The organism is Rhodococcus sp. 852002-51564_SCH6189132-a, assembly GCF_001665495.1.
In the GTDB taxonomy this organism is placed as follows: Bacteria; Actinomycetota; Actinomycetes; order Mycobacteriales; family Mycobacteriaceae; genus Rhodococcus; species Rhodococcus pyridinivorans.
The window spans coordinates 122,132-145,492 of sequence record NZ_LZMJ01000013.1; the positions used below are offsets into that span (position 1 = coordinate 122,132).

20 protein-coding genes and 1 pseudogene are annotated in these 23,361 nt (G+C 69.6%); 12 read left to right on the top strand and 9 right to left on the bottom strand.

Features of this window, described 5'->3' with window-relative positions; all coding sequences use genetic code 11:
- Nucleotides 1–10: 10 nt before the first annotated feature.
- Complete coding sequence (locus tag A5767_RS02545; RefSeq protein ID WP_064851579.1) at nt 11–2,158, bottom strand: acyl-CoA dehydrogenase; 2,148 nt, start codon at nt 2,156–2,158, stop codon at nt 11–13.
- 89 nt (nt 2,159–2,247) lie between these two features.
- Here A5767_RS02545 and kstR point away from each other — a divergent pair, with 89 nt between their 5' ends.
- Nucleotides 2,248–2,907: a cholesterol catabolism transcriptional regulator KstR gene (gene kstR / locus A5767_RS02550; protein ID WP_006550468.1), complete on the top strand. Its 660-nt coding sequence runs from the start codon at nt 2,248–2,250 to the stop codon at nt 2,905–2,907.
- A 161-nt stretch (nt 2,908–3,068) separates the two neighbouring features.
- The gene (gene otsB, locus A5767_RS02555) at nt 3,069–5,645 is read left to right on the top strand and encodes a trehalose-phosphatase (protein ID WP_037217223.1); all 2,577 of its coding nucleotides are present in this window, start codon (nt 3,069–3,071) and stop codon (nt 5,643–5,645) included.
- 21 nt (nt 5,646–5,666) lie between these two features.
- Here the strand turns inward: otsB and A5767_RS02560 are convergent, their stop codons facing one another.
- Nucleotides 5,667–6,773 carry a LacI family DNA-binding transcriptional regulator gene (locus A5767_RS02560; RefSeq protein WP_033096920.1) on the bottom strand — a complete coding sequence of 369 codons (1,107 nt, stop codon included), beginning with the start codon at nt 6,771–6,773 and terminating at the stop codon, nt 5,667–5,669.
- A gap of 169 nt (nt 6,774–6,942) precedes the next feature.
- Here A5767_RS02560 and A5767_RS02565 point away from each other — a divergent pair, with 169 nt between their 5' ends.
- The 6 genes and pseudogenes from A5767_RS02565 to A5767_RS02590 all read left to right on the top strand — a co-directional run bounded on the left by A5767_RS02565 (nt 6,943) and on the right by A5767_RS02590 (nt 12,127).
- On the top strand, nt 6,943–8,004 hold the full coding sequence (locus A5767_RS02565; RefSeq protein ID WP_064256757.1) for a metal ABC transporter solute-binding protein, Zn/Mn family: 1,062 nt from the start codon (nt 6,943–6,945) through the stop codon (nt 8,002–8,004).
- A gap of 26 nt (nt 8,005–8,030) precedes the next feature.
- A complete protein-coding gene (locus A5767_RS02570; protein ID WP_006550472.1) occupies nt 8,031–8,894 on the top strand; it encodes a metal ABC transporter ATP-binding protein in 864 nt (287 codons plus the stop codon).
- Nucleotides 8,891–9,775, top strand: coding sequence for a metal ABC transporter permease (locus A5767_RS02575; RefSeq protein ID WP_006550474.1), 885 nt, complete (start codon nt 8,891–8,893; stop codon nt 9,773–9,775). Before A5767_RS02570 ends, A5767_RS02575 begins: the two co-directional genes overlap by 4 nt.
- A 119-nt stretch (nt 9,776–9,894) precedes the next feature.
- Nucleotides 9,895–10,664: pseudogene (locus tag A5767_RS23615) on the top strand (hypothetical protein); the annotation flags it as partial.
- A gap of 70 nt (nt 10,665–10,734) precedes the next feature.
- Nucleotides 10,735–11,493 (top strand): LamB/YcsF family protein, encoded by a 759-nt coding sequence (locus A5767_RS02585; protein WP_019290174.1) that lies wholly within the window; start codon nt 10,735–10,737, stop codon nt 11,491–11,493.
- Between the two features lie 25 nt (nt 11,494–11,518).
- Nucleotides 11,519–12,127, top strand: coding sequence for a 5-oxoprolinase subunit B family protein (locus tag A5767_RS02590; protein ID WP_006550478.1), 609 nt, complete (start codon nt 11,519–11,521; stop codon nt 12,125–12,127).
- A 30-nt stretch (nt 12,128–12,157) separates the two neighbouring features.
- On the opposite strand, the gene mgtE is transcribed toward A5767_RS02590, so the two are convergent.
- Nucleotides 12,158–13,510, bottom strand: coding sequence for a magnesium transporter (gene mgtE, locus A5767_RS02595; RefSeq protein ID WP_024102862.1), 1,353 nt, complete (start codon nt 13,508–13,510; stop codon nt 12,158–12,160).
- Nucleotides 13,511–13,596: 86 nt separating this feature from the next.
- On the opposite strand from mgtE, the gene A5767_RS02600 reads away from it, so the two are divergent.
- On the top strand, nt 13,597–14,469 hold the full coding sequence (locus A5767_RS02600) for a biotin-dependent carboxyltransferase family protein (RefSeq protein WP_064851580.1): 873 nt from the start codon (nt 13,597–13,599) through the stop codon (nt 14,467–14,469).
- A gap of 17 nt (nt 14,470–14,486) precedes the next feature.
- Here A5767_RS02600 and A5767_RS02605 read toward each other — a convergent pair whose 3' ends face one another.
- From A5767_RS02605 to carD, 6 genes are read right to left on the bottom strand one after another with little or no spacing between them, the layout of a single operon-like run.
- Nucleotides 14,487–15,530: an alpha/beta hydrolase gene (locus A5767_RS02605; RefSeq protein WP_033096924.1), complete on the bottom strand. Its 1,044-nt coding sequence runs from the start codon at nt 15,528–15,530 to the stop codon at nt 14,487–14,489.
- Between the two features lie 44 nt (nt 15,531–15,574).
- Entirely contained in the window at nt 15,575–16,543 is a 969-nt protein-coding gene (gene rlmB / locus A5767_RS02610; RefSeq protein ID WP_006550482.1) for a 23S rRNA (guanosine(2251)-2'-O)-methyltransferase RlmB, read from the bottom strand.
- The gene (cysS, locus tag A5767_RS02615; protein ID WP_006550483.1) at nt 16,543–17,937 is read right to left on the bottom strand and encodes a cysteine--tRNA ligase; all 1,395 of its coding nucleotides are present in this window, start codon (nt 17,935–17,937) and stop codon (nt 16,543–16,545) included. Before cysS ends, rlmB begins: the two co-directional genes overlap by 1 nt.
- Nucleotides 17,938–17,948: 11 nt before the next feature.
- A complete protein-coding gene (ispF, locus tag A5767_RS02620; protein WP_064851599.1) occupies nt 17,949–18,425 on the bottom strand; it encodes a 2-C-methyl-D-erythritol 2,4-cyclodiphosphate synthase in 477 nt (158 codons plus the stop codon).
- Nucleotides 18,426–18,430: 5 nt separating this feature from the next.
- Nucleotides 18,431–19,138: a 2-C-methyl-D-erythritol 4-phosphate cytidylyltransferase gene (gene ispD, locus A5767_RS02625; RefSeq protein WP_039583832.1), complete on the bottom strand. Its 708-nt coding sequence runs from the start codon at nt 19,136–19,138 to the stop codon at nt 18,431–18,433.
- A gap of 25 nt (nt 19,139–19,163) precedes the next feature.
- The gene (gene carD, locus A5767_RS02630; RefSeq protein ID WP_006550486.1) at nt 19,164–19,652 is read right to left on the bottom strand and encodes an RNA polymerase-binding transcription factor CarD; all 489 of its coding nucleotides are present in this window, start codon (nt 19,650–19,652) and stop codon (nt 19,164–19,166) included.
- A 276-nt stretch (nt 19,653–19,928) separates the two neighbouring features.
- Between carD and A5767_RS02635 the strand changes: the two genes are divergently transcribed.
- From A5767_RS02635 to dinB, 3 genes are all read left to right on the top strand, one after another.
- Complete coding sequence (locus A5767_RS02635) at nt 19,929–20,561, top strand: hypothetical protein (protein WP_024102857.1); 633 nt, start codon at nt 19,929–19,931, stop codon at nt 20,559–20,561.
- Between the two features lie 91 nt (nt 20,562–20,652).
- Nucleotides 20,653–22,044, top strand: coding sequence for a DNA repair protein RadA (radA, locus tag A5767_RS02640; protein WP_006550487.1), 1,392 nt, complete (start codon nt 20,653–20,655; stop codon nt 22,042–22,044).
- 57 nt (nt 22,045–22,101) lie between these two features.
- Nucleotides 22,102–23,358, top strand: a complete 1,257-nt coding sequence (gene dinB, locus A5767_RS02645) for a DNA polymerase IV (protein ID WP_019290182.1) — start codon at nt 22,102–22,104, stop codon at nt 23,356–23,358.
- Nucleotides 23,359–23,361 lie beyond the last annotated feature (3 nt).

Below are 23,361 nucleotides of genomic sequence, written 5' to 3' on the forward strand. Positions count from 1 at the left end.
GAAGGACCGCTCAATCGCGCGGCAGGCCCAGGAGCCGCTCGGCCGCCATGGTGAGCAGGATCTGCTCGGTTCCGCCGGCGATCGTCAGGCACCGGGTGTTGAGGAACTCCCGGGTGAGCGGACCTTCCACCCAGCCGGCCTCGCCCGCGAGATCCATGGCGAGCTCGGCGGTGTCCTGCCGCTGCCGCACACCGATGAGCTTGCGGACGCTGGACGCGGCGCCCGGATCCTGCCCTTCGAGCTGCGCGAGGGTCGCCCGCAGATCGAGGAGCGAACCGACCGTCGCCTCCCCGATCTGCGTCGCGATGCGGTCCTCGGCGACGGGATCGCCGGGGGTCGACAGTTCGAGCAGTTCCTCGATGCGCGGCCCCAGCGACGATTTGCCCCCCATTGCGACGCGTTCGTTGGCGAGGGTCGTGCGGGCCAGCTTCCAGCCGTCGCCGAGATTGCCCACCACGCAGGCGTCCGGCACGAAGACCGAATCGAGGAAGACCTCGTTGAACAACGCGTCGCCGGTGATCTCGCGCAGCGGCGAGATCGTGATGCCCGCCGACTTCATGTCGACGAGGAAGTAGGTGATGCCCTTGTGCTTGGGGACGTCGCGGTCGGTGCGGGCGAGACAGATCGCCCAGTCCGCCTGCTGTGCGAGCGAGGTCCACACCTTCTGTCCGCGCAGCACCCATCCGCCGTCGGCCTTCTCGGCACTCGTGCGCAGCGCCGCGAGGTCCGAGCCGGCGCCGGGTTCGGAGAACAGCTGACACCAGACCACATCGCCGCGCAGGGTGGGCATCACGAAACGCTCGATCTGCTCGAGTGTTCCGTGTGCGAGGACGGTCGGAATCGCCCACCAGCCGATCACGAGGTCGGGACGTTCGATGCCGGCGGCGGCGAGCTCCTCCTGGACGACGAGCTGTTCGGCGGCGTCGGCTCCGCGACCGTAGGGCGGCGGCCAGTGCGGCGCGAGCAGGCCCGATTCGGCGAGGGCGACACGGCGCTCGGATTCGGGTGCGGCGGCGATCTTCTCGACCTCCGCACGGATCCGCGCGCGTTTCTCCTCGTGATCGGACAGGTCGATACCGAGGTGACGGCGCGCGCCGTCGCGGACCAGGGTCGTCAGCCGCGAGCGCCACGCGGCGGAACCGCCGAGCACCTGGCGGGTGGCGACCGCACGGCGGAGATAGAAGTGTGCGTCGTGTTCCCATGTGAACCCGATGCCGCCGAGCACCTGGATCGCGTCCTTGGCGGTCTGCACCGCGGCATCGAGTGCGATCGCTGCGGCGGCCGCCGCCGCGATCGGCAGTTCGTCGGGCTGCGCGTCGACGGTGACCGCCGCATCCCAGGCCACGGCCCGGATCTTCTCGGTGCGGCAGAGCATTTCGGCGCAGATGTGTTTGACGGCCTGGAACGAACCGATCGGTTTTCCGAACTGTTCGCGGATCTTCGCGTACTCGACGGCGGTGGTCAGCGCCCAGCCGGCGAGACCGGCCAGCTCCGCGGCGGCGAGGCCGGCGGTCAGGTCGCGCACGAAGCCGGCCGGGACGGTCGCGACCCGATCGACCGGGACCGTCGCGTCGTCGAGGCGGACGCGGGCCACCGCGCGGGAGGCGTCGATGGTCTCGAGCGGTTCGATGTGCAGACCCGGATCATCGGCCTCGACGAGCGCCCAGCTCTCGACGGCCGGATCACCTTCACCCGCGACACGGACGAGCACGGCGACCCCGGCTTCGGCACCCACGGCCGGTCCGGCCTCACCGCGCAGCAGGACTCCGTCACCCGCCGGCTCCGCGGTCACGGCCGAGTCGAGAGCGAGCGCGGTGGGGACCTCACCCTCGGCGAGCCGTTCCGTCGTCTTGGCGACGGTCTCACCGGCACGGCCGAACACGAGGGCGGCCACGACGGTGGTCAGGATCGGGCCCGGTGCGAGTTCGTAGGCGGCCTGCTCGAGCATGACGGCCAGGTCCACGGTGGTCGCGCCGAGGCCGCCCGCCTCCTCCGGGACGGCGACGCCGAAGACTCCGAGTTCTGCGAGGGAGGACCAGCCGTCGCGCCACGTCGCGTCGCTTGCGCGACGTATCGTCGACATGGGGTCTACGGCACGTGACCAGGCCTGGACAGATGCCTGAACGGCCCGCTGCTCCTCGGTCGTGGCGATACTCACAGCGGTTTCCGCCCTTCCGAATGACATCATTGCTAGAACGTGTTCTAATATGGCACCGATTCAGAGTCAAGGCGTGAGGAAACGAATCTATGGCCACCCCGTCCCGCTCCCGTGCCAACGGACACGGAACTCTGACCGCCCTCACCGAGGACGATCTCAGTTCCAATGCCCAGAAGGAACGGCGCAAGCGGATTCTCGACGCCACCCTGGCGCTCGCGTCGAAGGGTGGTTACGAGGCCGTGCAGATGCGGGCGGTGGCAGAACGCGCGGACGTCGCGGTCGGCACCCTCTACCGATACTTCCCGTCCAAGGTCCACCTGCTGGTCTCCGCCCTCGGCCGTGAATTCGCCCGCATCGAAGGCAAGGGCCGGATCCCACCCGGCCACAGCCCCCTCGAGCGCATGCACCTCATCCTGGGCCTGATCACCAAGGCCATGCAGCGCGATCCCCTGCTCACCGAGGCCATGACACGGGCGTTCATGTTCGCCGACGCTTCCGCCGCCGCCGAGGTCGACCAGGTGGGCACCCTCATGGACCGACTGTTCGCACGGGCCATGAACGACGGCGAGCCCACCGAGGAAGAACTCGCCATCGCACGCGTCATCAGCGACGTGTGGCTGTCGAATCTCGTCGCCTGGCTCACGCGCCGTTCGTCGGCCACCGATGTCGCCCGCCGGCTCGAACTGACGGTGGAGCTGCTGCTCGGCGACGGCTCGCGCGTGCCGAAGACGGTCGCGTCGGAAGCCTGACGGCGCTCGCGTCCGAAGCCCCGCGGCGCTCGCGCCGGAAGCCCCGCGGCGCTCGCGCCGGAAGCCCGACGTCCGATGCGCCGCTTCCTGTAACCGGAAACACGTGGTCGCAATACCCACCGGGTCGGATTCGTGCCCCACTCTGACCTAACGTGGAGCAGGTGAGTGCCCACGATCTTCCGATTGACCTTCGACGTGCTCTGGTGGCTGTCGCGCGGACGCCCCGCCTGCTCGTGGCGACCGACTACGACGGCACCATCTCCCCCATCGTGAGCGATCCCGAGAAGGCCTACCCGCACGACGATGCGGTGCGGGCGCTGCGGGGCCTCGCCGCTCTGCCGTCGACGGCCGCTGCCGTCATCTCGGGACGCGCTCTCAAGGATCTCGCCGCTCTGTCGCGTCTGCCGGTCGAGGTCAAACTCGTCGGCAGCCACGGCTCCGAGTTCGACATCGGATTCGTCCACGAGATCGATCCCGACGCGAGGGACCTCCTCGCCACGATCGTCGAGGGACTGCACTCGGTGGCATCCCGGTTCGACGGCGTGCAGGTGGAGGCCAAGCCCGCGAGCGCCGCGCTGCACGTGCGCAACGCCTCTCCCGCCGATGCCGAGCAGGCCCTCGATCTCGTGCGCAGCGGCCTCGCGCTCCAGCCCGGTGTGCAGGTCACCGAGGGCAAGGCAGTCATCGAGTTGTCCGTGGTGCCCACCGACAAGGGCAAGGCGCTCGACGTCATCCGCCACCAGGAAGCCGCCAGCGCGGCGGTCTTCTTCGGCGACGACGTGACCGACGAGAAGGCCTTCCGTTCGCTGCAGGGCCCGGACGTCGGGGTGAAGATCGGCGACGGCGACACCGCCGCCGAGTACCGCGTCCGCACCAGCGAAGAGGTCATCGCCGCACTCGCGTTCCTGCTCGAGGAACGTCGCACCTGGTTGTCCGGCGCCCACGTCGCGCCGATCGAACGCCTGACCATGCTCGCGAGCCCCCGCTCGAAGGCACTCGTCACCCCCGACGGCACGATCACCTGGCTGTGCCACCCCGAACCCGATTCCGCGGCGGTGTTCGCCCATCTCCTCGGCGGTGACGCAGCCGGTCACTTCACCATCGGCCCGACCCGCCAGGCACTGCCGCTCAGCCAGCGCTACGTCGACTCGACGATGACGGTGGTGACCCGGTGGGCGTCGCTCGCGGTGATCGACTACCTCCCGCACGACGTCGAGGCCGGCCGTACCGACCTCACGCGCGTGATCACCGGGCGCGCGAGCGCGGTGGTGACCTTCGCCCCGCGACCGGAGTTCGGACAGGGACAGGTCACCCTCGAGGTCGAGGACGACGGCATCCGCGTCATGGGCTTCAATGAGCCCTACGTCCTGCGCTCCCCCGGCGTGCGGTGGGACATCACCACGGACGGCGTGCACCAGACGGCCCACGCCGTGGTCAACCCCACCGAGAACGACATCATCCTCGAACTCCGCTGCGGCACCGACGATCTCGATGAGCACCCGGTGCCGGAGGTCGAGCGTCGGGCACAGTCCGAGGCCTACTGGCACACGTGGGCGTCCCAGCTCGAGCTGCCGCCGCTCAAGCCCGATCTCATGAAGCGTTCGGCGCTCACCCTGCGGGGGCTGGTCCACGGTCCGACGGGCTCGATCCTCGCCGCGGCGACCACCTCGCTCCCCGAGGAGATCGGCGGTGTCCGCAACTGGGACTACCGCTACTGCTGGCTGCGCGACGCCGCGCTCACGGCGCAGGCGCTCGTGCGGGTCGGATCCCTCGAGGAGGCCGAGAACTATCTCGACTGGGTCCACCGCGTCCTCGAGACCGTGCCGGGCCCCGAACGTCTGCACCCGCTGTACACGCTCGCCGGCGGACCGCTGCCGCCCGAGGCCGTGATCGACTCGCTTCCCGGATACGCCGGTTCGCGGCCCGTGCGGGTCGGCAACGCGGCGAACCAGCAGGTGCAACTCGACGTCTTCGGCCCGATCGTCGACCTGATCGCCGACCTCGCGCACAGCCGCGAGTCGCGCGGCGTGTCCCACGACCGTGCCCTCACCGACCGGGACTGGGAACTCGTCTGCTCGATGGTCACCGCGGTCGAACGGCGCTGGTTCGAACCGGACCACGGCATCTGGGAGATCCGCCACGCACCCCGCCACCATGTGTACTCGAAGGTCATGGGGTGGCTGACCGTCGACCGGGCACTGACGCTCGCCGAGAAGTTCGGCCGGACCGCCGGCGAGGGCTGGGCGGCGCTGCGCGACGAGATCGCCGAGGAGGTCACCGAGAAGGGCTGGAACGACGAGGTCCAGTCGTTCACCTCGGCCTACGACGGCACCGATCTCGACGCGGCCACCCTGTTCATCGGCCTCACCGGACTCGTCGACCCGCAGGACGAGCGGTTCCGGGCGACCGTGCAGGCCACCGAACGGGAGTTGCGCAGCGGCGCGACCGTCTACCGCTATCACAGCGACGACGGCCTGCCGGGCGCCGAAGGCGGCTTCCACCTGTGCGCGGCGTGGCTGGTCGCGGCCTACCTGCTGGTCGGGCAGCGCAACGACGCCGAGGCGCTGTTCGCGCAGCTGGTCGCGGCGGCCGGACCGACCGGGCTGCTCAGCGAGGAGTACGACCCCGTCGCGGAGCGTGCGCTGGGCAACCACCCGCAGGCGTACAGTCACATCGGTCTGCTGCGCTGCGCCCAGCTGCTGTCGGGCGCGAAGGCCACGGGCGACCGGCAGCACTGAGCTACGAGCGGGGCCGCTCGGTCACTCGGCGTACCACTCGCTCTCGACCCGCCCCGAGGTGGCACCGAACCACAGCTGGGTCCCCAGGGTCTCGAGCGCGGGTACACCGGAGTGCGAGGGGGCGGCGAGGAGCAGTTCGCCTGCGCGCCGCCCCTTGTCCTTCTGCGGTTGCCTCACGGTCGTGAGGCCTTCGCGGATCGCTTCGTCGATGCCGTCGAAGCCGGTGATCGACAGGTGGCCGGGCACGTCGAGACCCATCTGATTGGCCCAGGCGAGAGCGCCGAGCGCGAGCACGTCGGTGGTGCACACGAGCGCGGTGATCCGCGGGTTCATGCGCATGATCTGCGCCGCGGCGGACAGGCCGTCCTCCGCGGTGTGGGTGTAGCGCTCGACGACGGTGAGCGATTCGGGGGCCAGCCCTGCGGCGCTCATGGCGTCCTGGACGCCGCGGATGCGTTCGCGCTGCACGTGGAAGGCGCCGGATTCGAGGGTCGACAGGTCGACGACCCCGTCGTGCCGTTCGCGGCCGAGGCGCATCGACAACATGCCGATCTGGCGGTGGCCGAGTTCGATGAGGTGGGCGGCGAGATCGCGCATCGCCCGCCGGTCGTCGATGCCCACCACCGGGGTGCTCTCGAGCCCGCGCGGCTGGTCGCACGCGACGATCGGGAGGTGCCGTTCGAGCACGGCAGCGAGATAGGGGTCCTCGGCGGGGACCGAGTAGACGACGAAGCCGTCGACGGACGAGCGGTGCACGACCTGTGCGGCCTCGTCGTCGGTCCGGCCCGGTCCGGCGGGGATGAGCAGTAGTCCCTGTCCGGCCGCTTCGCAGGCCTCGGACAGTCCCGACAGGAAACTCATGGCGGCGGGATCCCGGAAGGAATAGCTCAACGCTTCGGTGAGCAGGACCCCCACCGCTCCTGCCTTGCGGGTGCGCAGCGACCGCGCCATCGGATCCGGGCCGGCATATCCGCGTCGTTTGGCGACTTCGAGGACACGTTCGCGTAGCTCGGCGGACAACTGGTCGGGGCGGTTGTACGCGTTCGAGACCGTGGTGCGGGAGATCTTCAACTCGGCGGCAATCGACGCCAGGGTCGCCTGTCGGCGCGGCTGACGAGACCTGGACATGAGAGGACCGTAGTCCTGTGTCCATGGTCACGACCACCCAGGGATGGTAGGAGGGCTCGGTGTCGTCCGCTAAAGTGGAACGGTAACGGTTACCAATAACGTTTGGGTCGGTCGCTCGGTCGTTCCGGACCCCGTTCGTCGAAGACCGCCGATCCTCAGGAGAAGAACTGTGCGACTGTCCTCCCGCACGGCCCTCGCAGCCGCCGCCGTAGCCTGCGCGACCGCCCTCGCCGCGTGCGGCACCGATACCTCCGGCGCCGACGACGACGAGATCAGCGTCGTCGCCTCCACGAACGTGTGGGGGTCGATCGCGCAGGCGGTGGCCGGAGACCGCATCGAGGTCCGCTCGCTCATCACCGAACCGAACGCCGACCCGCACTCCTACGAGGCCAGCCCCCTCGACGCCGCGGCGATCTCCGACGCCTCGCTCGTCGTCTACAACGGCGGTGGCTACGACCACTTCGTCGACGACATCCTCGGCGCCACCGGGGACAAGCCTGCAGTCGTGGAGGCCTTCGCCCTGTTCGAATCCGGCGCGTACTCGGATCTGCACGCCGGACACGATCACGGCGACGAGGACGGCACCGACGACGCCATCGAGAGCGACTCGGAGACAACCGTTTCCGAGGACCACTCGCACGAGAGCGGTGAGGTGTCCGACGCCGGCGACGGGCACTCGCACGAGGGTCACGACCACGGCGGCATCAACGAGCACGTCTGGTACGACCTCGCGACCGCCGACGCCGTCGCGCACGCCGTCGCCGAGCAGCTCGCCGAACTCGACCCCGACGGCGCCGCCGTCTACGAGGCCAACGCCGCGGGCTTCCACGAGAACCTGCACTACGTCGCGGATGTTGTCGACAAGCTCGCCGACACACACGGCGACGCACCCGTCGCCCAGACCGAGACGATCGGCCACTACCTCGTCTCGGCCGCGACGCTCGACGACATCACTCCCCCGGACTTCACCAACGCCATCGAGAACGGCACCGATCCGTCCCCGGCGGCGATCGCGGCGACACGGCAGTTGTTGGTCGACAAGCAGGTTCGCGTCCTGATCTACAACCCGCAGACCGAGGACCGGATCAGCCGCGAGATGCGCACGGCAGCAGAGTCGTCGGGCGTCCCCGTGGTCGAGGTTTTCGAAACCCTGCCCGAAGGTGTCGACTACATTCAGTGGCAGGCCCGGACCGCCGAGACCCTCGCCGCCGCGCTCGAGACCGCCTCCTGACCATCCGATCGAGAACACGGACTCCGGTGACACCTCCTCCATCCGACCGCACGCCCACAGTCGAACTCCGCGATGCCCGGCTGGCATTCGGCGATCGGGTCCTCTGGGACGGACTCGACCTCGTCGTCGAACCCGGCGAGTTCCTGGCGGTGCTCGGACCGAACGGTGCCGGCAAGACATCGCTGCTCAAGGTGCTGCTCGGCCAGCTCCCGCTCACCTCCGGAACCGCGACCATCGCCGGGCAGGCCGTCCGGACCGGGAACTCGCACGTCGGATACGTGCCGCAGCAGAAGTCTCTCGACGAGGGCGTCCCGCTGCGGGGACGCGATCTCGTGGGCCTCGGCATGGACGGACATCGCTGGGGCACCGGCCTGCGCACGCGCCGGCGGCGCCGCGTCGCGGTCGACGACGCGATCGCTCAGGTCGGCGCAGAGACCTATGCCGGAGCCCCGATCGGCACGCTCTCCGGTGGTGAGCAGCAGCGGCTGCGTATCGCGCAGGCGCTCGTGGGAGATCCGCGCGTACTCCTGTGCGACGAGCCGCTGCTCAGTCTCGATCTCGCCAACCAGCACCTGGTGTCGGCGCTCATCGACCGCCGCCGCCGCGACCACGACACCTCCGTCCTGTTCGTCACCCACGAGATCAATCCGATCCTGCCGCTGGTGGATCGCGTGCTGTACCTCGTCGACGGCCAGTTCCGCATCGGCACCCCCGCCGAGGTGATGACCTCGCAGGTGCTTTCCGAGCTCTACCGCACCGACGTCGAAGTGCTCGAGATGCGCGGCCGCCTGGTGGTCGTCGGCACCGGCGACGCCATCGACGCGCTCGGCAGCGCCGGCGGACTGCGCCCCGGGGAAGGCGTCCACCACGATCACGAGGATCACGAATGAGCAGCAAGTTCACCGACGCCCTCGGGCGGATGTTCGACGTGGAGACCACCGTCGAACTCCTGCAGTACGACTTCGTGCAGCAGGCGCTCGTCGCCGGTGCGATCCTCGGTCTGCTCGCCGGCGTGATCGGCCCGCTGATCATCAGCCGTCAGATGGCGTTCTCCGTCCACGGCACCTCCGAACTGTCGCTCACCGGTGCCGCGGCGGCGCTCATCATCGGGGTCTCCGTCGGGATCGGTGCGGTCGCGGGTGCCGTGATCGCCGCGATCCTCTTCGGGGTCCTGGGGACACGTGCCCGCGAACGCGACTCCGTCATCGGCGTGGTGATGGCCTTCGGACTCGGTCTCGCCGTCCTGCTGCTGTGGGCCTACGACGGACGCACCGGCGCCGCCTTCTCGCTGCTCACCGGTCAGATCGTGGCGCCCGGCGGTACCGGCATCGCCCTGCTCGCCGCGTGCGCTGCCGTCGTGATCCTCACGCTGCTGGTGATCTACCGTCCGCTATTGTTCGCCAGCACCGACCCGGAGGTCGCGGCTGCACGCGGCGTCCCGGTGCGCGCATTGTCGATCGTGTTCGCGGTGCTCGTCGGTGTCACCGCCGCACTCGGTGTGCAGATTGTCGGCGCGCTGCTGGTGATGGCACTGCTCATCACCCCGGCCGCCGCGGCGGCCCGGGTGGTCAGCGGGCCGCTCGCCGCCACGGTGCTGTCTGTGGTCTTCGCGGAGATCTCGGCGGTCGGCGGCATCCTGCTCGCGCTGGCGCCGGGCGTGCCGGTCTCGGCGTTCATCACGACGATCGCGTTCGTCATCTACATGATCTGCCGCGTGATCGGCACCGCCCGCAACCGACGTGGTTCCGGGCGGGTCGCCGCAACTGCCTGATTCACGGCCCGTCGGGACGTGATCTTGACGCGCTCCTCGACGTCCGCCCAGTTTCCCGAGGTTGCTCCAGTAACGGGACGTCACAGACATCGGGGGTGGAGAGTGCAGCACGTCACGCGTCGTTCCTTCGCATCGACAACCCCGACAAGCGGTTCCTGTGGCACCGGTCGAACCCCGAGGTGTTCGGTCGTCACCTCGCCTTCGAGCCCTACACCGGTCTGGTCGAGGCGTGCGTCGGCGAGAACATGACGGCCCTGTGCGCCGCCGGTGTCGGCGGCGGGTCGCTCGTCTACCAGGGCATGACGCTGCAACCCGACGAAGCGGTGTTCAACGCCCACTTCCCGAACGAACTCGACTGGGCGCGCATGGACCGCGTCCACTACCCGCGCGTCGCGCAGATGCTGCACCTGGCCGTGGCGCCCGACGAACTCGTCGACAGCCCCAACTACGCGACCTCGCGCATCTTCGCCAACCGTGCGCGGAAGGCCGGCTTCCCGATCGACAAGATCCCGATGCCGATCGACTGGGACTACGCGCTCGCCGAACTCCGCGACGAGATGGCCCCGGCTACACCGACGGTTCGGGTGCGATGGGTGTCAACAACGGCGGCAAGCACTCCGTCGACGTCACCTACATCGCGGAGGCCGAGGCGACCGGTCTGGTCACCGTCGCGACGCAACACGAGGTCACCGACATCCAGGCCTCCATTCCCGGCTTCTACGGGATCGACATGCGCAGCACCGTACTGGTGGGCTACGGCGTCAGTGAGGGTCGCGGGCACTTCGTCTACGACGCCGCTCGCGACGACGCCGGCCTGCGCTGGCCGCACGAAGGGGACGCGGTGCTGCAGACGGGTCACATCGACCCCACCGTGCGCCGCATCGCCGGCGAACGCGCCCTCGACGACATCGTCGTCCGCGACGTCGGAACGGTCTTCTGAGCGGGCATAGACTCGGGTCGTGACCCGCATCGACCTCAACAGCGACCTCGGCGAGAGCTACGGCCGGTGGCGTCTCGGCGACGACGAGACCATGCTCGACATCGTCACCAGCGCCAACGTGGCGTGCGGATTTCACGCCGGCGACCCGGCGACACTGCTGCATACGTGCCACGGCGCCGCGAAGCGCGCGGTAAGGATCGGTGCCCAGGTCGGCTACAACGACATCGGCGGTTTCGGCCGCCGCTTCATCGAGGTGCCGTCGGCGGATCTCACCGCCGAGATCATCTACCAGATCGGCGCGCTCGACGGTCTCGCCCGGGCGGCCGGTTCGTCGGCGAGCTACGTCAAACCCCACGGCGCGCTGTACAACGCGATCGTCCATCACCGCGAACAGGCCCGTGCGGTCGTGGATGCGGTACGCGCCTACGACGCCTCGCTGCCCGTCCTCGGACTGCCCGGCTCCGTCTTCCTCGAGGAGGCCGAACGGGCCGGACTGAAGGTGGTCGCCGAGGCGTTCGCCGACCGCGCCTACACCCCCGAGGGCACGCTCGTCTCCCGACGCGAACCCGGTGCGGTACTGCACGATCCGGAGGAGGTCGCCGAGCGGGTCCTGCGCATGGTCACCGAGGGGGTGGTCACCGCCGTCGACGGCAGCGACATACGCGTGAACGCGCAGTCGGTGTGCATCCACGGCGACTCCCCCGACGCCACGGCGATGGCCGTCGCCGTGCGCCGCCGCCTCGACGCCGAGAAGATCGACATCCGGGCGTTCGTGTGAACGCCCGACACCGCGAGGTCCACCGATGAAAATCCTTCGTGCCGGAGACAGCGCCCTGCTCGCCGAATTCGATTCCCTCGACGAGGTTCTCGCCCACTTCCGGGCACTCGACCGCGAGCGGCCGCGTGGCGTCGTCGATCTCGTGCCGGCGGCGCGGACACTGCTGGTGTGCTTCGATCCGTCGGAGACCGGCGCGCAGGTCGTGCACAAGTGGGTCACCACCACCCCACCGGTGTCCGGGGACGACGTCGACATCGAGGAGGTGACGCTCGAAGTCCGGTACGACGGCGTCGATCTCGAAGAGGTCGGCGAGTTGACCGGCCTCGGCGCGGACGGCGTGATCGCCGCCCACACCGGCAGCCTCTGGACGGTCGCCTTCGGCGGGTTCGCGCCCGGCTTCGCGTATCTCACCGGCGGGGATTCTCGATTGCACGTGCCGCGTCGCAGTTCACCGCGCACCTCCGTCCCGTCCGGCGCCGTGGGACTGGCGGGTGAGTTCTCGGGCGTCTACCCGCGGAAGTCGCCCGGAGGATGGCAACTCATCGGAACCTCCGATGCCCCGCTGTGGCAACCGGACCGGACTCCTGCGGCGCTGCTGCGACCGGGATGTGCGGTGCGCTTCGTCGCGATCTGAACCGTCCCCGGATCCACTGCGCCGCTGCGCTCAGATACCGAGCACGGCCTTCGCGACGAGGAAATAGATCACCAGGCCGGTCGCGTCGACGAAGGTCGTGATGAACGGATTGGAGAAGACCGCGGGGTCGGCGCGGATCGATTTGGCCACCAACGGCATCGCACCACCGACGGTGGCGGCGAGGGTGCAGATGCTCACCAGCGTCAGCCCGATCACCGCGCCCACCGACGAGTCGTAGACCAGGGACGTCAGGACGAACGCGACCGAGCCCAGCAGGACACCGAGGGACAGACCCACCCGGAGTTCGCGGGCGATCACCCCGCCGATGTCGCGTGGCGTCACGTCGTCGAGCGCCAATGCGCGGGTGACCGTGGTGGCGGCCTGGTTTCCGGTGTTGCCCCCGGTGCCGATGATCAGCGGCACGAACAGCGCCAGGGTGACCACCTGATCGAGGGTCGACTCGAACACCTCGAGGACCTGGACCGTGAGGGTCGCGCCGAGTGCCAGGAAGAGCAACCACACCACCCGCGAGCGCACCAACTGCCCGACGGGTGTCGCGAGATAGGGCCGGCGCAGCGGCTCGGTACCGCCGATGCGCGCCTGGTCCTCGCTGTCGGCGGCTTCGAGGATCCGCAGGGCGTCGTCGACGGTCAGGATGCCCACCAACCTGGTCTCGCTGTCGACGACGATCAACGCCAGCAGTTTGAGTTCGGCGCAGCGGCGCGCGGACTCCTCGGCGTCGTCGGTCACGCGCGCCCAGTAGGGCTCGTTCATGATGTCGGCGAGCACCGTTCCCGGCGCCGCAGTCATCAGCTCGCGCAGACCGACCACCCCGACGAGCACACGACCGTCGTCCACCACCGGCAGCGTGTACACCGTCTCCGCGTCGTCGAGCCGACGACGCACGGCGTCCATCGCCTGCTCGACGGTCATGTCCTGCCGCAGCGACACGAAGGCCGGGCTCATCCGCCGGCCGATCGACCGCTGCGGATAGCCGAGGATCGTGGCGGTCACCTCGCGGTCGGCGGGCGGCAGGCCGCGCATGAGGGTCGACGCGACCGTCGCGGGCAGTTCGTCGAGCAGTTCCACCCGGTCGTCGGGTTCGAGGTCGGCGAAGATTGCGGCCACCTGATCGTCGCGCAACCCGCGGAGCAGTTCGCTCTGCATGCTCGGGTCGAGCTGTTCGAAGACGTCGATCGCCCGGTCCTTGGGCAGCAACCGGTAGAGCACTGCGCGATCCGTCCGACCGAGCCGTTCGAGCACGTCGACGACCTGTTCGACGCTCAGTTCCGCGACAGCGTCGTGCGCGGCCTGAAGGTCGTCGGCCTCGACGGCCTTCTCGATCAGTCGCGTCGTCGCCGCCCGGACGTCTGCTTCATCCATGATCGTCACCTCCTTCCTCATGATCTTCAACCTAACGCGATCGTTCGGCCGGAGTGCGGACGTGCGATCGAAGCCGGTGAGTGAGAATGAACATCGTGGCGTGGTTCGAGGTGCTCTCCGGCGGAATGCTCACGACGGTCCAGGATCGCGGACGTCCCGGTTACGGTTCCTCGGGCCTCACCCGGTCCGGTGCCGCCGACCGGCGCGCACACGACGCCGCGAACCGGCTCGTGGGGAACCAGCCGGACGCGGCGACACTCGAGGTGACCGGCGGCGGTCTCGCCGTCCGCAGCGTCGGCGAGACGATCGTGGCCGTGACCGGTGCCCGCGCCGACGTGACCGTGTGCGACCGGCCGGTCGGCGACTGGGCGCGCATCACCCTCCGCAACGACGACGTGCTGCGGATCGGCGTCTCGAACGAAGGCCTGCGGATTTACCTCGCGGTACGCGGCGGCATCGATGTGCCGGAGGTGCTCGGCAGCAGGTCCACCGACATCCTGTCGCACACCGGACCGTCACCGGTTCGCGCCGGCGACAGTCTGCTCGTCGGGGCGATGTCGGGCCCCCTGCCCGACGAGGAGCAGTTCCCACCACCGCCGCCGATGGACGACCCCGCGGAGATCCGGGTACGGCCCGGCCCGCGCGACGACTGGTTCACACCCGGATCACTGCGGGCACTGTTCCACGAGACCTGGACGGTGACATCGGAACTCGATCGGGTGGGCATCAGGTTCCACGGTCCGGGTCGCCTGCACCGTGCACGGCACGAGGAGATGCCCAGCGAGGGCATGGTTCCCGGGTCGCTGCAGATACCGCCGGACGGGCATCCGGTGCTGTTCCTCGTCGACCATCCCGTCACGGGCGGTTATCCGGTGGCCGCGGTGGCGGTCGCCGCCGATCTGCCGGTCGCGGCGCAACTGCGTCCCGGACAGCGGGTGCGGTTCGTGCCGGTACGGTGATCGCTGCTGGGTGACCGTCAGGCGCGTGACGGCACGGAGGTGTCGTCCTCGTCGGTCGGGTCGGTAGCCGTCACCCGACGTACGAAGGTGATCGCCTCGTCGAGTGCGTGTGTCGCGGGCGGAGAGATGCCGGGCAGGCTGAGATAGCCGTGCACGGTGTCGGGATAATCGGTCTCCGCGACGTCGCCGCCCTTGGCCCGCAATGCTTCGGCGTATCGAACGGCGTTGTCGCGCAACGGGTCGTGCCCGGCGATCTGGACGAGGGCCGGTACGACGGCACCGGCGAGCGTGCCGCGCAGGGGAGCCGCGGTCGGCGCATACGGATCGGCTCCGGCCAGATACAGGCGCACGAACGCCCGCATACCGCGGGAGGTGAGCACGGGAGCGTTCGCGAACTGCCGCTCCGACGGGAACTCCTCCTCCATCTCCGTCGCCGGATAGATCAGCACCTGACCGGCCGGCAGCGGACCACCCGAGCGGCCGGCCACGTCGGCGACGACCGCGGCGAGATTGCCTCCGGCACTGTCACCGGCGACCACGACGCGGGACGGATCACCGTCGAGTTCCGCAGCGTGTGCGACGACCCACCGGAACGCCGCCCAGCAGTCCAGCACCGCTGCGGGATAGGGATGTTCGGGGGCGAGCCGGTAGTCCACCGACACCACGACGCTCGGGGTCCGCGCGGCGGTGTGGCTCGCCCACCACTCGTTCTGCTCCGGATTGCCGAGCACCCACCCGCCGCCGTGGAACAGCAGCACGACCGGCAGCGGACCGCTCGTTCGCGCCGAGGGCCGATAGATCCGCAGACGGGTCCGGACCGGGGAGTCCTCGGGGGCGAGATCGTCGATCACCTCGTGCTCGAGATCGACCCATCGGTCCTCGATCCGCACGCCGGGATGCGTCCGGCCCGAGATCAGCCGTCCGACCGGGGACGACAGGAGCTTCGTGCGCGCAGCACGACGTGCCGGGATCTCGTCGACGGACGCGTCGGCAATGGACTTGTCGGCGAAGCGTTCGAGGAAGGCGAACACCTTCGTACGGAACGGCAGGGATGCGACCACGAGGACAGACTAGGCCCTCGCGACCGCAGCTCGGGCAGACTCGATCAGACCCGACGCTGCCGCGCGATGTCCGCGAGCACCACGCCCGCCGCGACGGAGGCGTTGAGCGACTCGACGTCTCCGGCCATCGGGATGGAGAGAACGGCGTCGCAGGTCTCCCGCACCAGGCGCGAGAGTCCCTTGCCCTCCGACCCCACGACCACGACGACGGGATCGGTGCCGTCGAAATCGTCGAGGTTGGTGTCGCCACCGGCATCGAGACCGACGACGCGGACACCGCGGGACTGCCAGTCCTTGAGCGTGCGCGTGAGGTTGGTGGCACGCGCGACGGGCAGTCGCGCTGCGGCACCGGCGCTCGTGCGCCATGCCACGGCCGTCACCGACGCCGAACGGCGCTGCGGGATGACCACACCGTGGCCGCCGAAGGCCGCGACCGAACGGATCACCGCGCCGAGATTGCGCGGATCGGAGATGTTGTCGAGGGCCACGAGCAGCGGACGCTCGTGGTTCTCCGCGGCGCGGGCCAGCAGGTCGTCGGGGTGCGCGTAGCGGTACGGCGGCACCTGCAGGCCGATGCCCTGGTGCATCCCGTTCGACGACAGACGGTCGAGTTCGGAACGCGAGACCTCGAGGATCGAGATGCCCATCTCGGCCGAGCGCTGCACGGCTTCCTTGAGCCGCTCGTCGGCCTCGGCGCCGAGGGCGACGTACAGAGCGGTCGCGGGCACACCGGCACGTAGGCACTCGACGACCGGATTGCGGCCGAGCACCATCTCGGGCCCGTCCTCGGCCTTGCGACCGGCCGCGGGACGACGACCGCCACCGCGCGGGTCGGCGGCCTTGGCCGCGGCCCGGGCACGCCGTGCGGCGGGGTGGTAGGGCCGGTCCTCGGCCTTGGGGGTGGCGCCACGCGCTTCGAGCCCGCGTCGCCGCTGCCCGCCGGACCCGACGACCTGCCCCTTCTTCGTGCCGCCCTTACGAATAGCGCCGCGACGCTGGGAATTGCCTGCCATCACTGTCCTGCTTTCAGAGACCACTCGGGTCCGTTGGGCGTATCGGTCACTTCGACCCCCGCGGCTGTGAGGCGGTCCCGCACCTCGTCGGCCACCGCCCAGTTCTTCTCGGCCCGGGCGGTCGTGCGGCGTTCGAGATCCGCGCCGACCAGCACGTCGAGTGCCGCGAGTGCGGCCGACCCTGAATCGTCGGTGGAGCACCAGTGCTCGTCGAGCGGGTCGACACCGAGGATGCCGAGCATGCTCCGGACCTGCGAGGCGATCTGCACGGCCGTGTCGAGATCGCCGTTGTCGAGCGCCTTGTTGCCCTTGCTGCGCTTGCGGTGTATTTCCGCGAGCGCCTTGGGCACACCGAGATCGTCGTCGAGAGCCTCGGCGAAGGCCTCGGTCCACTCGCCCACGGGCACCTCGCCCGCGCGGTCGCGGGTCTTGAGCACGAACGACTCGAGTCCCCGGTACGCTGCGGCCGCTTCGGCGAGCGCGTCGTCGGAGTATTCGAGCATCGAACGGTAGTGGGCGCTGCCCAGGTAGTAGCGCAGTTCCTGTGGCCGGACGCGGGCGAGCACGTTGGGGATCGACAGCACGTTACCGAGCGACTTCGACATCTTCTCGCCGCCCATCGTCACCCAGCCGTTGTGCAACCAGTAGCGGGCGAAGCCGTCGCCGGCGGCGCGGGACTGCGCCATCTCGTTCTCGTGGTGCGGGAAGACGAGGTCCATGCCTCCGCAGTGGATGTCGAAGGTGCCGCCGAGATAGAAGCCGGCCATCGCGGAGCACTCGAGATGCCAGCCGGGGCGACCACGTCCCCACGGGGTGGGCCAGGACGGCTCACCGGGCTTCTCGGCCTTCCACAGCGTGAAGTCGCGGGGGTCGCGCTTGCCGAGTCCGGCGCTCTCACCCTGGTGGACGTCCTCGATGCGGTGTCCGGAGAGGGCACCGTATTCGGGGTAGCTCAGCACGTCGAAGTAGACGTCGCCGTCGGCCGCGTAGGCGTGCCCGGCGTCGATGAGGCGCTGGATGAGTTCGACCATCTGCGTGATGTGGCCGGTCGCGCGAGGTTCCACCGAGGGAGGAAGCACACCGAGCGCATCGTAGGCGCGGTTGAAGGCCCGCTCGTAGGTCGCGGCCCACTCCCACCACGGCCGACCTGCCTCTGCCGCCTTGCGGAGGATCTTATCCTCGATGTCTGTGACATTTCTCACAAACAAGACATCGAGACTCTTGGTAGCGAGCCACCGGCGGAGCACGTCGAACGCAACGCCGCTGCGTACGTGCCCGATATGGGGTTCGCCTTGGACGGTGGCCCCACACAGGTACACCGAGGCCTGGCCGGGGACCAGCGGTTCGAAATCCCGCACGGCCCGCGATTCGGTGTCGTATAAGCGCAAGGTCACGACCGTCTATCCTACCGCTCGTCCTGCTGGGCCAGGACCAGTGCGGTCGCAACCGCCGCCACACCTTCTCCCCGGCCGGTGAGCCCGAGTCCGTCCGTGGTGGTCGCCGACACGGAGACCGGACCGCCGAGCGCCTCGGACAGCACCGCCTGTGCCTCCTCGCGCCGCGGCCCGATCTTCGGGCGGTTCCCGATCACCTGGACGGCGGCATTGCCCACCACCCAGCCGGCGTCGTCGAGCAGGCGACGTACCTCGCCGAGCATCGCGACACCGGAGGCGCCGGCCGTCTCCGGTCGGCCCGTGCCGAAGACCGATCCGAGGTCGCCGAGACCGGCGGCCGAGAGCACCGCATCGCACAGCGCGTGCGCAGCGACGTCCCCGTCGGAGTGACCCGCGCACCCGTCGGCGCCCTCGAACAGCAGACCGGCCATCCAGCACGGCCGTCCGGCCTCCACGGGATGCACGTCCGTTCCGATGCCGACACGCACGATGCTCACATCTCCTTCTCGGTGCGGACGCCGGACGCGAGCACGGTCCGTGCCAGCACCAGGTCCAGTGGGGTGGTGATCTTGAAAGCGAGAGGGTCTCCCACGACGGTGGTGATCCGCTCCCCCAACCGCTCGACGAGTCCCGCGTCGTCGGTCGCGTCGGCGGCGTCGCGGTTGGCCCGCTCGAGCAATTCGACGTCGAATCCCTGCGGCGTCTGCACCGCGCGGAGGGTCGACCGGTCGGGAGTCCCGGTGACGACTCCGTCCTTGTCGACACTCTTGATGGTGTCGACGACGGGCAGGACGGGGATCACCGCGTCGCTGCCGGCCCGCAACGCATCGACGACCCGGACGAACAGCTCGGCCGGGGTGAGCGCACGCGCGGCGTCGTGGACGAGCACGAACCGCGCGCCCGATGCCGCCGCAAGACCGGCGCGCACCGAGTCGGCGCGTTCGGCGCCACCCGCGACGACGGTGACCCGGTCGGCGAACGACTCGCCGACGAGCCGGTCCGCGGGCGTCGCAGCCAGTTCGGGCGGCGCGACGATCACCACTCGATCGATGACCGCTGAAGCGAGCATCGCCTCGACCGAGCGGTCGAGCATCGTGCGGCCGTCCAGTTCCACGAACGCCTTGGGCAGTGGTTCTCCCAGGCGAACACCGCGGCCGGCCGCCGGAAGGATTCCGACGACCGGCCCGTTGCGATCGCTCATGTGCAGTTTGCCGATGTCTCGCGCGTCAGGAAGCGGCGGCGAGAACCTCGTCGAGCATGGTCTCCGCCTTGACGTCGTCGGTGCCCTCGGCGAGCGCGAGCTCACCGACGAGGATCTGACGTGCCTTGGCGAGCATCCGCTTCTCACCTGCGGACAGGCCGCGGTCCTGCTCCCGGCGCCACAGGTCGCGCACAACTTCTGCGACCTTGTTGACATCGCCGGAGGCCAGCTTCTCGAGGTTGGCCTTGTACCGCCGTGACCAGTTGGTGGGTTCTTCCGTGTGGGGTGCGCGCAGCACCTGGAAAACCTTGTCGAGGCCTTCCTGCCCGACGACGTCGCGCACTCCGACGTACTCCGCGTTCTCTGCAGGTACCCGGACCGTCAGGTCGCCCTGCGCGACTTTCAGAACCAGATATTCCTTCTGCTCACCCTTGATGGTGCGTGTTTCGATTGCTTCGATCAGCGCCGCACCGTGGTGGGGGTATACGACGGTGTCTCCGACCTTGAAAATCATGTGTCCCGTGCCCCTTTCGATTCTCCCAGTTTAACACGTGACCACATCACCCTCCCGTCAACGATGCAGGTCAGGGGCACCGAGCACTGAGCGTAGGGCTTGACAGGCAGTTGCTTCCGTGTATCGGGTGACCTCCGACACACCCGCCCGTGGGCGCCTGTCGATCTCGTCTTCCGCGCGCGAATCCGCACGAGATCCGGCCCCGACGTACACAGCGCACACGGGAACTACTACTCTGCCTAGTGGATTGCGAGCCTTACTCGAGTGGAGGAACCCGTGACTGCTCTCAAAGCGCCGACTCGCCGAGTCGTGACCGCTCTCGCCCTTGCCGCGGGAGCGGCGCTCACGATGTCCGCGTGCAGCGCCGGTCAGATCACCCAGACCTCGACCCAGGTCGCGGCCATCAACGGTTCCAACGTGGACGCCGGCAGCCTCGCGCTGCGCAACGTGCACGTGATCTACCCGAACTCCGAGGAGTACAGCATCGAGCCCGGCGGCACCGCCCAGCTCGGCTTCACGATCGTCAACCTCGACCCGTACGTCGGCGATCAGCTCACCGGTATCTCCACCGATTTCGCAGCCTCGGTCACCGGTGCCCGCCTCGAGATTCCGCCGCAGTCCTCCGTGGTCGCCGGTGTCTCCGAGGAGAACGCCGCCCTCGTCGAGGAGGTCGACGAGTCGCCGCGTCCGAACAGCACCGAGGAGACCCCCTCCCCGGCCCCGGCAGGCGTCGTCAACAACGTCGAGCTCGTGAACCTCTCCGAGGGTGTCCGCCCGGGCCTGACCATCCCCGTGACCTTCACGTTCGCCGAGGCCGGCGACGTGACCCTGTCCGTGCCGATCGACGCCGGCCCGGAGCTCCCCCGCGACGAGTCGGAGCTCTCGCCGATCGTGGGCGAAGCACACTAGGACTTCCTGCTGGAGGGCCCCGTCGAGCACAGCTCGGCCGGGCCCTCCTCGCATCCGCTCCGGTGTCGGTGCGACCGACTATCCTCCGGCCGTGGCAAAGACCAAGACCCTCTACCGCTGTTCCGACTGCTCGCACACCGTCGCGAAGTGGGTCGGGCGCTGTCCCGAATGCGGAACGTGGGGGTCGATGGACGAAGCACCCGTCCAACCGGTCGCGGTCGCCTCGCGGTCGGGTACCTCGCTCGCCCGCGCCGGTGCCGCCGCCGTGCTGCCGAGCACCCCGGCCACCCCGCTGTCGCAGATCGACGGCAAGGCCACCCACGCGAAGCCCACGGGCATCCCCGAGCTCGACCGCGTCCTCGGCGGCGGTGTCGTACCCGGTTCGGTCGTCCTGCTCGCCGGCGAACCCGGTGTCGGCAAGTCCACGCTGCTCCTCGAGGTGGTGCACCGCTGGGCGTTGCGCGGCGAAGCCGATCGCGCGCTCTACGTCACCGGCGAGGAGTCGGCCGGTCAGGTGCGCCTGCGCGCCGACCGCACCGGCGCCGTGCACGACCGGGTCTATCTTGCCGCCGAGAACGACCTCGCGACGATCTTCGGGCACGTGGAGCAGGTCAAGCCCACGCTGCTGGTCGTCGACTCCGTCCAGACGATGCTCGCCGCCGACGTCGACGGCGTGACCGGCGGTGTCACGCAGGTCCGCGCAGTCACCAGCGCCCTGACCTCCCTCGCGAAGTCCAGCGGCATCCCGGTGCTGCTCATCGGCCACGTCACCAAGGACGGCGCGGTCGCCGGTCCGCGTTCCCTCGAGCACCTCGTCGACGTGGTGCTGCACTTCGAAGGCGACAAGCACTCCACGCTGCGCATGGTGCGCGGGGTGAAGAACCGGTTCGGAGCCGCCGACGAGGTGGGCTGCTTCGAACTTGCCGAGGACGGGATCGTCGGCGTCAGCGACCCGTCGGGATTGTTCCTGCAGCACCGCGACGAGGCCGTGCCCGGCACTGCCGTCACGGTCACGATGGACGGCAAACGCCCGCTCCTCGGTGAGGTCCAGGCGCTCGTGGTGCCCACGCACAATCCTTCACCGCGACGCGCCGTGAGCGGTCTCGACTCGGCGCGGGTGGCGATGGTGCTCGCGGTGCTCGAGCGTCGCTGCGGGCTCGGCCGGCTCGGTAACTGCGACGTCTACGCCTCCACCGTCGGCGGTATGCGGATCACCGATCCGTCCGCCGACCTCGCGCTCGCACTCGCCGTCGCCTCAGCCGTACGCGACCAGCCCGTCCCGGCCGGCACCGTGCTGCTCGGCGAGGTCGGTCTCGCCGGGGAGGTCCGTCGTGTCGTCGGTGCGGGTCGCCGACTCGCGGAGGCGAACCGGCTCGGCTTCGACCGCGGGGTGGTTCCGCGCGATGTCGAGGGTGTCCCGAAGGGCATGAAGAAGTTCGAGGTGTCCAACGTGGCGCAGGCACTGTCGACCCTCACACGCTGACCTGCGGACATGTCGGCAGCGCCGATCTGCCGAGGTGTCGGCGGCCGGTGCGAACATGTGTTCGTGTCCGATGCGACGGTGCTGCATGCCGATCTCGACGCGTTCTACGCGTCGGTGGAGCAGCGCGACGATCCGTGGCTGCGCGCCAAACCGATCGTCGTGGGCGGGGGCGTCGTACTCGCGGCGAGCTATGAGGCCAAGGCTCACGGCATCGTCACCGCGATGTCGGGCCGAGCCGCCCGCGCCCTGTGCCCGGGACTGATCTCGGTGCCTCCCCGCATGGAGGCCTATGCGCAGGCCTCGCGCGACGTCTTCGCGATCTTCGATCGCACCACACCGATCGTGGAGGGGATCTCCATCGACGAGGCGTTCCTCGACGTCTCCGGTCTCGGGCGCATCGCAGGCAGACCCGTCGACATCGCCGCACGCCTGCGCCGCACGGTCGCCGAGGAGGTGGGGCTGCCGATCACCGTCGGTGTCGCGCGCACCAAGTTCCTCGCCAAGGTCGCGAGCGGGGTGGCCAAGCCCGACGGACTGCTCCTCGTCCCTCCGCACGCCGAACTCGAGTTCCTCCATCCGTTGCCGGTGGAGCGGTTGTGGGGCGTCGGCAAGGTGACGGCGGCGAAGTTGCACGCGCACGGTCTGCGGACCGTGGCCGATGTCGCCGCCCACTCCGAGTCCGATCTCGTCTCGCTGCTCGGACGCACGGCGGGACGCCACCTGCACGCGCTCGCGATCGGTCACGATCCGCGTCCGGTCCGGCATCGGCGGCGCAGTTCGATGGGCGCGCAGCACGCGCTCGGCCGCGGACCCCACAGCCTCGAGTCGGTCGGCGAGACGCTGCAACTGCTCGTCGACCGCGTGGGCCGGCGGATGCGCCGGGCCGGACGCCTCGGCCGCACGGTGGTCCTGCGGATGCGCTTCGCCGACTACACCCGCGCGACACGCTCTCACACGCTGCCCGGGGCCACCGCACGCACCGATCTGCTGTCGGCGGCGGCGCACGACCTGCTCGAGCAGACCCGACCGCTCATCGCCGAGCGCGGTCTCACGCTCATCGGGATCGCGGTGACGAATCTCGTCGGTGAAGGCGTCGAGCAACTCGAGCTGCCGTTCGACGAGCCGGTCGAGGCCGCCGGGGACAGTACTGCAGACACGCGAACGCAGCACCGCGCCGTCGACCGGCATGCCCTCGATGCCGTCCTGGACGATCTGCACTCCCGCTACGGCGCGGGCGCGGTCACTTCCGCGGCGTTGCTCGGACGCGACCACCGGCCGGGTGTTCCGCTGCTCCCCGACGGACCGGAGACCTGAACG

Bases quoted from the DNA above. Each gene is read 5' to 3' on its own strand.
- kstR (WP_006550468.1), top strand. From the start codon at position 2,248: ATGGCCACCCCGTCCCGCTCCCGTGCCAACGGACACGGAACTCTGACC.
- A5767_RS02560 (WP_033096920.1), bottom strand. From the start codon at position 6,773: ATGTCCAGGTCTCGTCAGCCGCGCCGACAGGCGACCCTGGCGTCGATT.
- A5767_RS02575 (WP_006550474.1), top strand. From the start codon at position 8,891: ATGAGCAGCAAGTTCACCGACGCCCTCGGGCGGATGTTCGACGTGGAG.
- A5767_RS02590 (WP_006550478.1), top strand. From the start codon at position 11,519: ATGAAAATCCTTCGTGCCGGAGACAGCGCCCTGCTCGCCGAATTCGAT.
- mgtE (WP_024102862.1), bottom strand. From the start codon at position 13,510: ATGGATGAAGCAGACGTCCGGGCGGCGACGACGCGACTGATCGAGAAG.
- A5767_RS02600 (WP_064851580.1), top strand. From the start codon at position 13,597: ATGAACATCGTGGCGTGGTTCGAGGTGCTCTCCGGCGGAATGCTCACG.
- rlmB (WP_006550482.1), bottom strand. From the start codon at position 16,543: ATGGCAGGCAATTCCCAGCGTCGCGGCGCTATTCGTAAGGGCGGCACG.
- ispD (WP_039583832.1), bottom strand. From the start codon at position 19,138: ATGAGCGATCGCAACGGGCCGGTCGTCGGAATCCTTCCGGCGGCCGGC.
- carD (WP_006550486.1), bottom strand. From the start codon at position 19,652: ATGATTTTCAAGGTCGGAGACACCGTCGTATACCCCCACCACGGTGCG.